At 64.2% G+C, this 13,858-nt stretch carries 10 protein-coding genes; 5 read left to right on the top strand and 5 right to left on the bottom strand.

Annotation, left to right across the window (positions count from 1 at the left end):
* Positions 1 to 58 precede the first annotated feature (58 nt).
* Positions 59 to 571, bottom strand: coding sequence for a DUF3617 family protein (locus tag ACTIFP_RS11900; protein WP_439568925.1), 513 nt, complete (start codon positions 569 to 571; stop codon positions 59 to 61).
* A gap of 88 nt (positions 572 to 659) precedes the next feature.
* Between ACTIFP_RS11900 and uvrB the strand changes: the two genes are divergently transcribed.
* The 3 genes from uvrB to ACTIFP_RS11915 all read left to right on the top strand — a co-directional run bounded on the left by uvrB (position 660) and on the right by ACTIFP_RS11915 (position 5,431).
* Positions 660 to 2,846 (top strand): excinuclease ABC subunit UvrB, encoded by a 2,187-nt coding sequence (gene uvrB / locus ACTIFP_RS11905; protein ID WP_439569153.1) that lies wholly within the window; start codon positions 660 to 662, stop codon positions 2,844 to 2,846.
* 7 nt (positions 2,847 to 2,853) lie between these two features.
* Positions 2,854 to 3,822, top strand: coding sequence for a Gfo/Idh/MocA family protein (locus tag ACTIFP_RS11910; protein WP_439568926.1), 969 nt, complete (start codon positions 2,854 to 2,856; stop codon positions 3,820 to 3,822).
* Between the two features lie 103 nt (positions 3,823 to 3,925).
* The gene (locus ACTIFP_RS11915) at positions 3,926 to 5,431 is read left to right on the top strand and encodes a S10 family peptidase (RefSeq protein WP_439568927.1); all 1,506 of its coding nucleotides are present in this window, start codon (positions 3,926 to 3,928) and stop codon (positions 5,429 to 5,431) included.
* Between the two features lie 33 nt (positions 5,432 to 5,464).
* On the opposite strand, the gene ACTIFP_RS11920 is transcribed toward ACTIFP_RS11915, so the two are convergent.
* Positions 5,465 to 6,196, bottom strand: coding sequence for a murein L,D-transpeptidase catalytic domain family protein (locus ACTIFP_RS11920; protein ID WP_439568928.1), 732 nt, complete (start codon positions 6,194 to 6,196; stop codon positions 5,465 to 5,467).
* Between the two features lie 168 nt (positions 6,197 to 6,364).
* Between ACTIFP_RS11920 and ACTIFP_RS11925 the strand changes: the two genes are divergently transcribed.
* The gene (locus ACTIFP_RS11925) at positions 6,365 to 6,709 is read left to right on the top strand and encodes an arsenate reductase family protein (RefSeq protein ID WP_439568929.1); all 345 of its coding nucleotides are present in this window, start codon (positions 6,365 to 6,367) and stop codon (positions 6,707 to 6,709) included.
* Positions 6,710 to 6,826: 117 nt separating this feature from the next.
* Here ACTIFP_RS11925 and ACTIFP_RS11930 read toward each other — a convergent pair whose 3' ends face one another.
* Both ACTIFP_RS11930 and recF read right to left on the bottom strand, forming a co-directional pair.
* Positions 6,827 to 7,051 (bottom strand): hypothetical protein, encoded by a 225-nt coding sequence (locus ACTIFP_RS11930; protein ID WP_439568930.1) that lies wholly within the window; start codon positions 7,049 to 7,051, stop codon positions 6,827 to 6,829.
* 170 nt (positions 7,052 to 7,221) lie between these two features.
* Positions 7,222 to 8,331 carry a DNA replication/repair protein RecF gene (gene recF / locus ACTIFP_RS11935; protein WP_439568931.1) on the bottom strand — a complete coding sequence of 370 codons (1,110 nt, stop codon included), beginning with the start codon at positions 8,329 to 8,331 and terminating at the stop codon, positions 7,222 to 7,224.
* A 485-nt stretch (positions 8,332 to 8,816) separates the two neighbouring features.
* Between recF and ACTIFP_RS11940 the strand changes: the two genes are divergently transcribed.
* Complete coding sequence (locus ACTIFP_RS11940; RefSeq protein ID WP_439568932.1) at positions 8,817 to 8,996, top strand: PspC domain-containing protein; 180 nt, start codon at positions 8,817 to 8,819, stop codon at positions 8,994 to 8,996.
* 535 nt (positions 8,997 to 9,531) lie between these two features.
* Here ACTIFP_RS11940 and rpoC read toward each other — a convergent pair.
* The gene (gene rpoC / locus ACTIFP_RS11945; RefSeq protein WP_439568933.1) at positions 9,532 to 13,815 is read right to left on the bottom strand and encodes a DNA-directed RNA polymerase subunit beta'; all 4,284 of its coding nucleotides are present in this window, start codon (positions 13,813 to 13,815) and stop codon (positions 9,532 to 9,534) included.
* Positions 13,816 to 13,858 lie beyond the last annotated feature (43 nt).

The raw sequence follows: 13,858 nt of genomic DNA on the forward strand, positions 1-13,858 counted from the left end.
ATACGACAAGGGCGCCAGCTCTGCTGACGCCCCGATCGATTGGCAATTACCCCGCGGATCAGGTCGTCGCCGGGGCCTTGCACGGGCCGGTGTGGGTGCTGGTCATCTGCATGACCATTTCCATCTCGCCGCCGGTCGGCACCTTGCCCTTGGTGGTGATCGTGACGTCGGACTTCTTCGCCGCCATCGTGCCGTTCATCGCCATGTCGACCGTCTGGCCGTTGGCGGTGCAGGTGCCGGCGATGTCGATCTTGCCGCCCGCGATGTCCTTCTTCGACCATTTGCACTCGCCGCCATTGCCCGGACCCTTGGCGAGTTCGGCGGCGATGTCTTCCTTGTCGACCTGCTCCTGCGTGAAGCACTGGTCCATGCCGCTGGCGCCTTCCATCATCTTTGCCATGCCGTCCTTCATTTCAGGGGGCATGCCGGGGACTTCGAATTTCACCAGCTTAACGTCGGTCTTCCAGTTACCGGCCTCGCGCTTGACGGGGCCATCGCTGTTTTCGGTCTTGCCGCAACCCGCGACCGCCAGGAGCGTGCCGACGGCTGCAATCGTCAAAATCTTTTTCATACCCTGTCTCCTGTGACTTGCCGCTGCCTGCTCTGTGGCGGACTCATTGCGATTGTGGACCCGCCCCATCGATACCATATTGGCGGCGATGGCAATCCAGATTCGCACCTCGCTCGACGAAATAGACACCGCCGAAGGCTATGTCCCACACCGTCCCGCCCGTCCCGACAAGGTCGAAGGCGGCAAGCGATTTGAACTGGTTAGCGACTACGAACCGGCGGGCGACCAGCCGACCGCGATCCGCGAGCTGGTCGACACCGCGCTCGATGGCGAGCGCGATCAGGTGCTGCTGGGGGTCACCGGATCGGGCAAGACCTTCACGATGGCCAAGGTCATCGACGAATTGCAGCGCCCGGCGCTGATCCTCGCCCCGAACAAGATCCTCGCCGCGCAGCTTTACGGCGAATTCAAGAGCTTCTTCCCCAACAATGCGGTCGAATATTTCGTCAGCTATTACGACTATTACCAGCCCGAAGCCTATGTGCCGCGGTCGGACACCTATATCGAGAAGGAAAGCTCGGTAAACGAGGCGATCGACCGCATGCGCCATTCGGCAACGCGCGCGCTGCTCGAGCGCGACGACGTGATCATCGTCGCGTCGGTATCGTGCCTCTACGGCATCGGCTCGGTCGAGACTTACTCCGCGATGATCTTCGATTTGAAGAAAGGCCAGGTCGCCGACAACCGCGAGATCATCCGCAAGCTTGTCGCGCTCCAGTATAAGCGCAACGATCAGGCGTTTGCGCGCGGCAATTTCCGCGTCCGCGGCGACAATCTCGAAATTTTCCCCTCGCACTACGAAGATATGGCGTGGCGGATCAGCTTTTTCGGCGACGAAATCGAGGAGATCACCGAGTTCGACCCGCTGACCGGCAAAAAGATCGCGACGCTGAACAGCGTCCGTATCTATGCGAACAGCCATTATGTGACGCCGGGACCGACGCTCAAGCAGGCGAGCGAGGCGATCAAGCATGAGCTGACCGAACGGCTGAAGGAGCTCGAGGCCGAGGGCCGCCTGCTCGAGGCGCAGCGGCTGGAGCAGCGGACCAATTTCGACCTCGAGATGATCGCCGCGACGGGCAGCTGCGCGGGCATCGAAAATTACAGTCGCTTCCTCACCGGCCGCCTGCCCGGCGAACCGCCGCCGACTTTGTTCGAATATCTCCCCGACAACGCCCTGCTCTTCGTCGACGAAAGCCACCAGACGATCCCGCAGATCGGCGCGATGTCAAAGGGCGATCATCGCCGCAAGATTACGCTGGCCGAATATGGTTTCCGCCTGCCGAGCTGCATCGACAACCGTCCCTTGCGCTTTGCCGAATGGGACATGATGCGCCCGCAGACGGTCAGCGTGTCGGCGACCCCCGGAACGTGGGAGATGGACCGCACCCAGGGCGTCTTCGCCGAACAGGTGATCCGCCCCACCGGGCTGATCGACCCGCCCGTCGAGATCAAGCCAGTCGAGGAGCAGGTCGACGACCTGATCGCCGAGGCGAAAAAGACCGCGGCGGCGGGATACCGTACCCTCGTCACCACGCTGACCAAACGCATGGCCGAAGACCTCACCGAATTCCTCCACGAAGCGGGGATGAAGGTGCGCTATATGCACAGCGACATCGAAACGCTGGAGCGTATCGAGATCATCCGCGACCTCCGGCTCGGGGTGTTCGACGTCCTCGTCGGCATCAACCTGCTGCGCGAAGGGCTCGACATTCCCGAATGCGGGCTGGTCGCCATCCTTGACGCCGACAAGGAAGGTTTCCTCCGCAGCGAAACGTCGCTGGTGCAAACGATCGGCCGCGCCGCGCGCAACGTCGACGGCCGCGTCATCCTCTACGCCGATCGCATCACGGGCAGCATGGAACGCGCGATGCGCGAAACCGACCGCCGCCGCGAAAAGCAGAACGCCTATAACGAAGCGCACGGGATCACCCCGACGACGATCAAGCGCAACATCGGCGACATCATCGCGCATGTCGCCTCGAAGGACGGCGTCGTCATCGACATCGGCGAGGACAAGCCACAGCACATGGTCGGGCACAATCTGCGCGCCTATATCGCCGACCTCGAAAAACGCATGCGCGACGCTGCCGCCGACCTGGAATTCGAGGAAGCGGGCCGCCTGCGCGACGAAATCCGCAAGCTGGAAGCCGACGAGCTTGGGCTACCGGCGGGCGAACAGGTCGCGCCGCGGGTGGGGCGAAGCAACGAGGGCAAGCCGGGAACGCGCAAGGGACGCTTCGGCAAGCAGAGCAAAACGAAGTGGGGGCGGTGACCGCCCGATGACGATGATCCGATGGGGCATGATCGGTTGCGGCAGCGTGACCGAACGCAAGAGCGCCCCCGCCTATCAACAGGTCGAGGGCTTCACGCTGCACGGCGTATTCAACCGCACGCGCGCGAAAGCGGATGATTATGCCGCACGCCACGGCGTCGCGCGCGTTTTTGGCAGCGCCGCCGACCTCATCCATGCCCCCGACATCGACGCGGTCTATATCGCGACGCCGCCCGACAGCCACGAAGCCTATGCGATCGAAGTCGCGCGCGCGGGCAAGCCGTGCTGCATCGAAAAGCCGATGGCGCCCGATCATGCCGCCTGCGTGCGCATCCGCGACGCGTTTGCCGATCGTGGATTGCCGCTCTTCATCGCTTATTATCGCCGCTCGCTTCCCCGCTTCCGGCAGGTCCAGTCCTGGCTCGACGACGGCGCGATCGGAACCTTCCGTCACGTCCACTGGACGCTGACCAAGCCCGCGAGCTCCGCCGATCTGGCGGACGCCAACTGGCGCGTCGACGCCGCGGTGGCGCCCGGCGGATATTTCGACGACCTCGCCAGCCATGGCCTTGACCTTTTCTGCTGGCTGTTCGGCGCGGTAACCGACGTCGCGGGTTTCGCGGTCAACCAGCAGGGCCGCTACAGCGCCGCGGATGCCGTCACCGGGTGCTGGCTCCACGGCGGCGGCGTGACCGGATCGGGCAGCTGGAACTTCGGCGCCGCCGAGCGGCAGGACCGCGTCGAAATCACCGGCAGCACCGGCCGCATCGCCTTCTCGGTCTTCGACGAAGGCCCGCTGCGGCTGTCGCGCGGCGACGAAATTGTCGAACGCGTCATCGATCACCCTCCGGCGGTCCAATATTGCCACGTCGAGGCAATGCGCGACCACCTCGCGGGGCACAGCCTGCACCCCTCGACCGGCGAAAGCGCAGCGCACACCGCCTGGGTGATGGACCGGATATTGTTGCGTCGGTAGAGCGACGCATCCCCTTCGACCAAAGCCCCGTTGTAACCGACAAGTAACCTTGCCCCCTCCCCGCACGCAGCTTAGCGTCCGCGCCTCAACCGGGGAGGAAAATATGAAATCGGGTCTGTCGCTTATCGCCCTGGCGCTCGCCGTCGCGGCGCCCGCCGCACTCCACGCGCAGGACAAGCCTGCCGACAAGCCCAAGGCCGAAAAGCCCGCCGACTATGAACCGCAGGTTCGCACCACCAAGCTTTCGGGCACCTTTGGCGGCCAGCGGATCAATTATGCCGCGACGATCGGCGAGACGATCATCAAGAACAAGGACGGCGTTGCCGAGGTTGCGGTGGTCACCACCGCCTATGTCAAGGAACCGCGCGACCCCGGCCGCCCCGTGACCTTCCTGTTCAACGGCGGCCCGGGGTCGGGCACCGTCTGGCTGATGATGGGCGCGTTCGGGCCGAAGCGCGTCGCGATCCCCGGCACCGGCGTCGACGACGGCGCTCCGCCCTACCCGATCGTCGATAATCCCGACGCGTTGATGGACGTCACCGATGTCGTGTTCATCGACCCGCCCGGCACCGGTTTCTCGCACCTGATCGGCAAGGCCGACCCCAAGGACTATTATGGGGTGACGCAGGACGCCAAGCTGGTTGCCGAGGTGATCCGCCGCTGGTTGAACGACAATGGCCGCTGGAACAGCCCCAAATATCTGGGCGGCGAAAGCTATGGCACCACCCGTTCGGCCGCGGTCGCCAACCAGTTGATGAACGCGACCTACAACGACGTCGCCTTGAACGGGATCATTCTGATTTCGACCGTACTCGATTTTGCGGCGGGATCGGACACTGCAGGCAACGAGCTGTCGTTCATCACCAACCTGCCGTCGATGGCGGTCACTGCGCTTTATCATGGCAAGGCGACCGGCGCCTCGCCCGAAGCCTTTGCCGAGGAAGCGCGGCAATGGGCGATCGGCCCCTATGCCTCCGCGCTGCTCAAAGGGCAGAAATTGCAGGGTCACGAGCGCGCCGCGATCCGCCGCGATCTGGCGCGCTTCACCGGCCTGTCCGAAACCTATCTCGACAGCGCAGACCTCCGCGTCACGCCCAGCCGGTTTTACAAGGAATTGCTACGCGATCGCGGCCTGACCGTCGGCCGCCTCGACAGCCGCTATACGGGCAAGGATTATGACAGCGCCGGCGAGGAGCCCGACAACGACCCCAGCTTTTACGGCATCGACGCCAGCTATACCGCGGCGATCAACAGCTGGAGCCGCGATGGGCTGGGGTATAAGACCGACCGCGAATATCAGTCGATCGGCGGCATCGGCGGGCAATGGGACTGGCGCATCGGCGGCCGCGACACCAACGCCTATCTCAACGTCGCGCCCTATATCGGCCAGGCGCTGCGCGAAAATTCGGGGCTGAAAGTGCTCGTTGCGCAGGGCTATTATGATTTCGCGACGCCGTTCTTTGCCGCCGAATATGCGCTGTCGCGCACCGGCATGCCGCAGGACCGGATCCGCTACACCTATTATGGCGCGGGCCATATGATGTACATTCGCGACGAGGATCGCCGCAAATTGTCCGAGGATGTGCGGGCCTTCATTCGCGCCCGCTAAGTCGGGCAACCCCGCAACCGCGGCAGCGACAAATCAGTCGGCGGTCGTCGGGAACGTCCCGTTCACCGATCCCGCGCGGCGGATATTGTCGGCGACCGGCGGCAGCTGGAACGGCGCCGGCACCGGCGGCATCTCGCTCAGCCGGTCGGCGAACAACAGCCGCCCCGGCCCCAGCTTGTAAAGGATCATCGGCAACAGCTCCTCGCCAAAGACGAAGCAGCCTTCGCTGCGCCCCAGCTTGCCCTGCGTCGCGATCAGCGACGGGTCGGCATACCAGGCGCCATGGACGACGATCGCGCGCATGTCGGCATTGTTGTTGTCGGGCTCCAGCCCCGCCAGCCGCATCGACGACCCGTTGGCGCCCCAATAATAGTCGCTGGTACGATAGGCGCCGCGCGAGGTCGCGAGCGACCCCATGCGATTCGAAAAGCTTTTGAGCCAGCCGTCGTGCTGCGGGTCCGATCCGCGGCCGTGGGTCACCGGGAACATTTCGACCCGGCCCGCCACCATGTCGACCAGCGCAAAGCGCGGGCGCGCCGACGGCAGGCCGAAATCGACGACGCCCACGCGGTCGGTCTGCGGAATGTTGCGCCCCTGCATCGCCAGCTGCCGACGCGCGACGGCCAGATAATCGACCGGCGGCGGCAACGGCGCCGCGGGCTGCCGGATCCAGTCAGGCAATTGCGCGCGCACCGGTGCCGCGGCCACAGCGCCCGCTCCGGCGAGCCCGGCCAGCATCGCCCGGCGATTGAAAACGTCAGTCACTTGGTACCCAACCCCGCATTGGCCGCCTGTGGCGATCCCTCGGCCCCATATAAGCCGTATGTTGGCCGCGAAAGGCAAGCAGCTGGTTCCGCTTCATGCGGGCAGATGTGCCATATATGCTATGAATAGCGGGTTTACGGTGCGGAAAGGCCTCGTTAGGACGCGCGCATGAAGGCAACCATCTGGCACAATCCCGCCTGCGGCACGTCGCGCAAGACGCTCGCGATTCTGCAGGAGACGCCGGGCGTCGAGCTGACCGTCGTCGAATATCTGAAACATCCCTATGCGGCGGACAAGCTGCGCCAGCTGCTCGCCGACGCCGGGCTTGCCGCGCGCGATGCGCTCCGCCTGCGCGGCACCGATGCCGAGGAACGCGGGCTGAAGGACGCTGGCGAAGACGCGATCATCGCCGCGATGGCCGCCAACCCCGCCTATGTCGAACGCCCGATCGTCGAGACCGGCAAGGGCGTCCGGCTGTGCCGCCCGCAGGATGTTGTGCGCGAGATTCTGTAGCGGCGTCTCCGCGCCGCCCACGCATTGCCGCAAGAATCGCGAACCACCGAACCCGGAAAAGCAAAGGGGCCGCGGACATCGTCCGCAGCCCCCGCTGTAACTCGAAAGCCGACCCGATTAGGGGCTGGTCGGGCTGTCGTCGCCATCGGTCAGCAGCACGATCGCTGCAACGATGCCAACAGCGGCCAGCGCGATGAGGATCCAGCTGGTTTCGCCTTCCAGTTCGCTCTGACCTTCGACGATCGACGGTGCGCGAACGCCCTGTGCCGCCGAAGCAGCGACGGGAGCAGCAACCATCGAGGTTGCGGCAAGCGCGATAGCCGCCTTCTTAAAAACGTTCATATAATACTCCCTGTCTGGAAATTTTCTGGAGAATCAATCGGGCAGTTTTGCTACTCTATTGTTCCACAGGCGGTTTTATAGCGCTGCGCGAACATATTGCAATGCGGTATCAAAGACGCTCCATCGGAAATTACCGCCAGATTGGCGCAAATATCAGGGCCCGCGATGTGCTAGCCCGCCGCGATCCGCCCGCCCGCGATGCGAAAACGCGCCACCCGTCCCGGCATGTCGGCGAACAATGCGGCCTCGGTTCCGGTCAGCCACGCCTGTCCGCCCTGCCCCGCCAGCCGCGCATAAAGCGCCGCGCGGCGCAGCGGGTCGAGATGTGCGGCGACCTCATCGAGCAACAAAACCGGCCGCTGGCCGCGCGCCCGCGCGACGCAGTCGCCATGCGCCAGCACCAGCGACAGCAGCATCGCCTTTTGCTCGCCGGTCGAACAGCGCGCCGCGGCGCGCCCGGTCGCGGCGTGCGCGGCGACCAGGTCGTCGCGGTGCGGCCCCGCGGTCGCGCGCCCCGCCGCCGCGTCGATGCGCCGCCTGGCGGCGAACAGCGCCTTCAGCGCCTCGGGCTCGTGCGGCGCAGAGCGCGCCGCCCCGTCGCTGTCGACCAGCGTCAGCAGCGGACGGGCAAAGGGCGCGTCGGGCTGCCCGGCCAGTTCCTCCGACAGCGCCGTCAGCATGGCCTGCCGCGCCGCGTCCATCGCCGCGCCATGCTCGCCGAGTTGCGCCTCAAGGCTCGCCAGCCATTGCGGGTCGGCGCTGGAGATGTCCGCGAGCAGCTTGCCGCGCGCACGCAGCGCCGCTTCATATCGATTGCCGTGCTGCGCGTGGCGCGGGTCGAGCGCGAGTACCAGCCGGTCGAGGAAGCGGCGGCGGTTGCCCGCGGTCTCGACGAACAGCCGGTCCATCGCCGGGGTCAGCCACAGCACCGCCAGCCATTCGCCGAGCGACGCCGCCGCCGCGGCGCTGCCGTTGATCCGCACGATCCGCCGCCCGGGCTGCGCGGGTTCGATCCCCGTCCCCAGCGACACCGGCGCCAGCTCGGCGCGCGGCTGCACCTCGGCAAACACCGCAAAACCGCCGCGCGCGCTGTCGCGCACCATGTCGCCCAGCGCCGCACGGCGCAGCCCGCGGCCCGGCGCCAGCAGCGAGATTGCCTCCAATATATTGGTCTTGCCCGCGCCATTGTCGCCGTGCAGCGCGACCAGCCCCGGCGCGGCGACCAGCTCCGCCGCGGCATGATTGCGAAAATCGGTCAGCGAAAGGCGGGTCAGCGTCATCCTGTACGCCGCCTACCGCAGCTGCTCCGACCGCGCCAGTCTGCTCCCATCAACCGTCATCCCGGTAAAGGCCGGGATCTCGCCCTCGCGTCCCAACGCAGCCTGATTACGACACCCAAGCCAGATCGACAGTCTGGACGGATATTTTTCCGCTCAACGGCAAATTTTACCAAAATAGCGGATATTTCTCTCTGAAATTATCTGTCGTGAAACAAAAAACCGCGCTTAACCGCCAATGAACGCATTTGGCACGGTCCCTGCAACAGTGTCGGCATCCACCGGATGGCCCGGATGGAAGGTTCAAGGAAGGAAAATATCATGGCCCATTTCAACGTCGACTCGTTCAAGAGCTACGCGATCGCTGCGGTTGCTTCGCTCTACTGCTCGATCATGCTCCTCGCCGCTGTCGGCCCCAGCAACCTGGTCGCCTGATCCGCCGCGCCGCGTAACAACGCCGGCCATTGGCCGGGATGGAAAGGAAAGAAATGAAACAGGGTTTTCGCAAGAATCGTCGCGACGGCGTCATCTTCGGCGTCTGCGCCGGGATGGCGGACCAGTTCGGCTTCGACGTCTTGTGGACGCGCGTCGCCTTTGTCGGCTTGACGCTTTTGGGCTTCGGCCTGCCGCTGCTGCTGTACCTCGCCGTCGCGATCCTCGCGCCATAGGAGGCAGCAAAAGGGCCGGGTGCCTTTCAGGCGTAGTCGCACCGGCCCGCATACTCCCAGGACCAAAGGCTCACCGGCCACGCCGGTGGGCCTTTTTATTATGGCGGCTATCGATGTCCGCGACGCCCGTTCGTTTCGAGCGAAATAGAGATGTTTTGCGGCAGGAAAATCACGAGGGAGGGGTGTCTCGACTTTGCTCGACACGAACGGAAACTGGAGCGTCCGGTTTAGGCCACTTGCGGACATGAGCGATCCTCCCCCAACGGGGGAGGGGGACCACCCGAAGGGTGGTGGAGGGGCACAGGAGGTTTACGCGGCGCTAGGTTGAGAAGCCCATTTCTTGGGATGTCGCTGTCGCGCACTATGTCAGCGGCAAGGTAAACCGCCTGTGCCCCTCCACCAGCTTCGCTGGTCCCCCTCCCCGTGCCGGGGAGGATCCGCTACGTCCGCTTTCCACCCCAACACCGCCCAAGAAAAAGCCCCGCCGGATCGCTCCGGCGGGGCTTATTTCTGTCAGGCCATAGGGCCGAGGGTCTTACGCCTCGTCCTCACCCTCCGGACGATCTTCGACCATCACGTCGTCGGTGGTGAAGTCTTCGCCCTGCACCTTGCCCAGCGGATCGTCGCCGATCGCCGCCTCGGGGCCCTGCGCCAGTTCGGCGGCATGTTCCTCGGCGGCGGTCTGCGGCGCGATCAGATGCTCCTGGTTCGCGGCGCGCATCGCGGCGCGGAGAGCGGCATCCTTGCTCGACGCGGTGACGCGGACGCGGTTCATCGCCGCGCCGGTACCCGCCGGGATCAGACGGCCGACGATGACGTTTTCCTTCAGCCCCTGCAGCGAGTCGATCTTGCCCTGCACCGACGCTTCGGTGAGCACACGCGTCGTCTCCTGGAACGAAGCCGCCGAAACGAAGCTGCGCGTTTGCAGCGACGCCTTGGTGATGCCGAGCAGGACCGGGCGGCCCTCCGCGGGAACGCCGTTCTTCGGCAGCTTGGCGTTATATTCCATCATCTCCAGATAATCGAGCTGTTCGCCCGGCAGCAGCGTGGTGTCGCCGCCGGTCGTGATCTCGACCTTCTGCAGCATCTGGCGAACGATCACCTCAATGTGCTTGTCGTTGATCTTCACGCCCTGCAGTCGATAGACTTCCTGGATTTCGGCGACCAGATATTCGGCCAGCGCCTCGACGCCCATGACGTCCAGGATGTCGTGCGGGTTCGGCGAGCCCGAAATCAGCGCGTCGCCGCGCTTGACCTGGTCGCCTTCCTGCACTTCCAGCACCTTCGACTTGGGGATCAGATATTCGATCGGATCGCCTTCTTCCGGAACGATCGCAATCTTGCGCTTCGCCTTGTAATCCTTGACGAATTCAATGCGGCCGCTGATCTTCGCGATAACGCTGTTGTCCTTCGGAATACGCGCTTCGAACAGCTCGGCCACCCGCGGCAGACCGCCGGTGATGTCGCGCGTCTTCGACGCTTCGCGGCTGACGCGCGCCAGCACGTCACCCGCCTGCACCGTCTGACCATCCTCGACCGACAGCATCGTGCCGACCGCGAGCAGGTAGCGCGCGGCTTCGCCCGACGCATCGTCGAGCAGGGTCAGGCGCGGCTGCAGGTCTTCCTTCTTGGCGCGGCCCGCCGAACGATATTCGATCACGACGCGCTGGGCGATGCCCGTCGCTTCGTCGACCTGTTCGATCAGGGTCTTGGTGTCTTCCAGATCCTGATATTTCACGACGCCCTGCTTTTCGGTGATCAGCGGCATGGTGAACGGATCCCATTCGGCAATCCGGTCGCCCTTCTTGATCTTGTCGCCGTCCTTGAACAGGATCTGCGCCCCATAAGGCAGCTTGTGCGACGCGCGCTCGCGGCCTTCGCTGTCGATCACCGCGACTTCGCCCGAACGCGCGAGCGCCAGGCGGCGGCCACGCTGGTCGACGATCGTCGGCATGTCGCGATATTCGATCGTGCCGTCCGAGATGGATTCGACGTTCGACTGTTCGTTGACCTGCGCCGCGCCGCCGATGTGGAAGGTACGCATGGTCAGCTGGGTGCCGGGTTCACCGATCGACTGGGCGGCGATAACGCCGACCGCTTCACCGATGTTCACCGGGGTACCGCGGGCCAGGTCGCGGCCATAGCATTTGCCGCAAACCCCCAGCGTCGCTTCGCAGACCAGCGGCGAACGGATCTTGACCGACTGGACTTCGGCGTCCTCGATCCGCTGCGTCGTCGGTTCGTCGAGCAAGGTGCCCACCGGCGCGATGACATTGCCGTCCTTGTCGACGACGTCCTCGAGCGTGGTACGGCCGAGGATGCGTTCGCCCAGCGAGGCGATCGTCGAACCGCCCTGGATGATCGCACGCATTTCCATGCCGCGTTCGGTGCCGCAATCTTCCTCGATCACGACGCAGTCCTGCGACACGTCGACCAGACGGCGGGTCAGGTACCCCGAGTTCGCCGTCTTGAGCGCCGTATCGGCGAGGCCCTTACGCGCACCGTGGGTCGAGTTGAAATACTCGAGAACGGTCAGGCCTTCCTTGAAGTTCGAGATGATCGGCGTTTCGATGATCTCGCCCGACGGCTTGGCCATCAGGCCGCGCATCCCGGCGAGCTGCTTCATCTGCGCCTGCGAACCACGGGCACCCGAATGCGCCATCATATAGATGGAGTTGATCGGGGCCAGACGGCCGTCGTCGAGCTTCGGCGTCGCACGGATTTCGTCCATCATCGCGTTCGCGACCTTGTCGCCGCACTGCGACCAGGCGTCGATCGCCTTGTTGTACTTTTCCTGCTGCGTGATCAGGCCGTCCTGATACTGCTGCTCGAAATCCTTCACCAACGCGCGGGTTTCGTCGACCATGCCGACCTTCGACGCCGGGATGATCATGTCGTCCTTGCCGAACGAGATGCCCGCCTTGAACGCGTTGCGGAAACCCAGCGCCATGATGGCGTCGGCGAACAGCACCGTCTCTTTCTGGCCGGTGTGACGATAGACCTGATCGATCACGTCGCCGATTTCCTTCTTGGTCAGAAGGCGGTTGACGACGTCGAAGGGCACGGTGTGCGACTTCGGCAGGCATTCGCCGATCAGCATGCGGCCGGGCGTGGTCTCAAAACGCTTGAGATACTCATTGCCCTTTTCGTCGGTCTGCGGGACGCGGCTGATGACCTTGGTGTGCAGCGTGACGGCGCCGGTGTAGAGCGCCTGATGCACTTCGGCCATGTCGGCGAGCAGCATGCCCTCGCCCGGTTCGCCTTCGCGTTCGAGCGACAGATAATAGAGACCGAGCACCATGTCCTGCGACGGCACGATGATCGGCTTGCCGTTCGCTGGCGACAGGATGTTGTTGGTCGACATCATCAACACGCGCGCTTCGAGCTGGGCTTCCAGGCTCAGCGGGACGTGAACGGCCATCTGGTCACCGTCGAAGTCGGCGTTGAACGCGGCGCAGACCAGCGGGTGCAGCTGGATCGCCTTGCCTTCGATCAAAACCGGCTCGAACGCCTGGATGCCCAGGCGGTGCAACGTCGGGGCGCGGTTCAGCAGGACCGGGTGCTCGCGAATGACTTCGTCGAGGATGTCCCAGACTTCCTTGCGTTCCTTTTCGACCCACTTCTTCGCCTGCTTCAGGGTCATCGACAGACCCTTGGCGTCAAGGCGCGCATAGATGAACGGCTTGAACAGCTCGAGCGCCATCTTCTTCGGCAGGCCGCACTGGTGCAGCTTGAGTTCGGGACCGGTCACGATGACCGAACGGCCCGAATAGTCGACACGCTTGCCGAGCAGGTTCTGACGGAAGCGGCCCTGCTTGCCCTTGAGCATGTCGGACAGCGACTTCAGCGGACGCTTGTTGGCGCCGGTGATCGTGCGGCCGCGACGGCCGTTATCGAACAGGGCGTCGACGGCTTCCTGCAGCATGCGCTTTTCGTTGCGGACGATGATGTCCGGCGCGCGCAGTTCCATCAGGCGCTTCAGGCGGTTGTTGCGGTTGATCACGCGGCGATAGAGGTCGTTCAGATCCGACGTCGCAAAGCGGCCGCCGTCGAGCGGCACCAGCGGGCGCAGTTCGGGCGGGATCACGGGCACGACTTCGAGGATCATCCACTCGGGGCGGTTGCCCGATTCGATGAAGCTCTCGACGACCTTCAGCCGCTTGATGATCTTCTTGGGCTTCAGTTCCGACTTGGTCGTCGCCAGGTCTTCCATCAGGTCGACGCGTTCCTGCTCCAGGTCGAGATTTTCGAGCAGGACGCGGATCGCCTCGGCGCCGATGCCGGCCGAAAAGGCGTCTTCGCCATATTCGTCCTGCGCGTCGAGCAGCTCGTCTTCGGTCAGCAGCTGGAACTTCTCAAGCGGGGTCAGGCCGGGCTCGAGAACGATATAGGCTTCGAAATAGAGGACGCGCTCGAGCTGCTTCAGCTGCATGTCGAGCAACAGGCCGATGCGCGACGGCAGCGACTTCAGGAACCAGATGTGCGCGACCGGCGCGGCGAGCTCGATATGGCCCATGCGCTCGCGGCGGACCTTGGTCACCGTGACTTCGACACCGCATTTTTCGCAGACGATGCCCTTGTATTTCATGCGCTTGTACTTGCCGCACAGGCATTCATAATCCTTGATCGGGCCAAAGATACGCGCGCAGAACAGGCCGTCACGCTCGGGCTTGAACGTGCGATAGTTGATGGTTTCGGGCTTCTTGATCTCGCCGAACGACCACGAACGGATGCGCTCGGGGCTCGCAATGCCGATCTTGATCATGTCGAAGGTTTCGGGCTTCGCCACCGGGTTCATGAAATTGGTAAGCTGGTTCATATTCTGGCTCCACTCTTCCCCTCTCGCTCATCGCGAGAGGGGT

This window comes from Sphingopyxis sp., from assembly GCF_051861155.1.
Classification (GTDB): domain Bacteria; phylum Pseudomonadota; class Alphaproteobacteria; order Sphingomonadales; family Sphingomonadaceae; genus Sphingopyxis.